Raw genomic sequence first — 1,332 nt, forward strand, 5'->3', positions numbered from 1 at the left:
CGTCGCTGCCCAGCTCCAGGTCCAGTTCGTTCAGAATCGCCCGTCTGCCGACCGTCTCGGCGGAGGCCAGTTGCATCACTTTGACGGCGAAGATGCGCTCTTCTTTCTCCAGCGGGTTAAATCCGTAGCACAGGCCGATCTCCTGAATCACCTTCAGCGACAGGCCAAGGATGGCGGGGATATCCGCCGCGAGCGTAAAGACGCCGCCGAAGCCGGTGGTCGCCCCTTGAGCCGTGGCGAAGTTACTCCGGCTCCTGGACAGGCGGCACGCCGCTTCGTCCATCACCGCGAGCGGGTAAGGGCCATCCCCCTCGCCTCCGGCCTCGCGGCTTACCTCGCCCACAAGCTCGCCCACCTTGCGTCCCGCCACAAGGTAGTTGCCGCCATTCTGGATGTAGCCGCCCAGCTCATTCAGCAGCTGTCCTATTTTTTCATGAACAACCTTGGGGGTCAGCTTGTCCAGCACCTTAAAAGGAAGCCGGGTCAGCCGCTCCCAAATCATCAGCTGTCTTTGCTCCTTCTCCCATTTCCTGACTTCTTCAAGTGCCGAGCGCAGCTCCGCCGATGTCTCCAGCCCTCCGGCGCCTAATGTTATTTCCGTCATCGTCCTACCTCCTTTTTAACCGTTATCTACGCAGCAATCCTTCGCCCGTTTCCTACTATATACCCCAAATTGAGGGCTTAAGCCGCCGCCGGTGACATCACCCGCGCTAAGCTGACGAACCGGGGGCAAGCCCAGACTATATCAACCTTGTGAAATACCCTATTCTATATTTAAAAAAGACCCCCGCCGATGGCGGAAGCCCTGACTTGTTAAACCATGTTCATGTGCTGGCTGCCTGCCGGATCAACGGTTCCGTTTGGACAAAGAGGCCAGCCGCTCCTTCTCCGTCGCCAGCATTTCTTCCGCCAGATCGACGCCATGCCCCTGCACCGAGCCTTCCGGCGCATGGCGGACCGCCTTCTCCGCATGCTTCAGGCTGTTCTCGGCCTGCTCAATAATCTTCTCTGCCGGATGGCTCAGCGCCTGGGATACGGCGTTGTGCAGCTTAGCCGCCGCGTCCTCAGCCTGATCGACCGTACTGTTCGTGCGCATACTGGACTCATAATGTCGCATATAAGGACCACTCCTTCTCAAGCGGACTATTCTTTCCCGTTTAGGATAGCCGGATCGCAGCCGTTTATGTAATCAGTCGGGAGGAAAAATGCGGAGATAATCGTCCCATCATTTAAGCACAGCTTCAGAGGGTTGTTCGCGGCCCTCCGCTCCAACGCACAAACAGCAGCGAATCCCCAAGATTCGCTGCCGTATAATGCTCCCCGGCGGCAATT

General features: G+C 57.9%; 2 protein-coding genes. Both read right to left on the reverse strand.

Annotation, left to right across the window (positions count from 1 at the left end):
* A partial coding sequence (locus L692_RS0120175; protein ID WP_198027794.1) for an EcsC family protein occupies positions 1–604 on the reverse strand: 604 nt, incomplete at its 3' end.
* A 243-nt stretch (positions 605–847) separates the two neighbouring features.
* The gene (locus tag L692_RS0120180) at positions 848–1,117 is read right to left on the reverse strand and encodes a hypothetical protein (RefSeq protein WP_025701854.1); all 270 of its coding nucleotides are present in this window, start codon (positions 1,115–1,117) and stop codon (positions 848–850) included.
* Positions 1,118–1,332 lie beyond the last annotated feature (215 nt).

The organism is Paenibacillus forsythiae T98, from assembly GCF_000520735.1.
Lineage (GTDB): Bacteria > Bacillota > Bacilli > Paenibacillales > Paenibacillaceae > Paenibacillus_AQ > Paenibacillus_AQ forsythiae.

Excerpts from the sequence above, each read along its gene's own strand:
- L692_RS0120180 (WP_025701854.1), bottom strand. The coding sequence starts at position 1,117 with ATGCGACATTATGAGTCCAGTATGCGCACGAACAGTACGGTCGATCAG.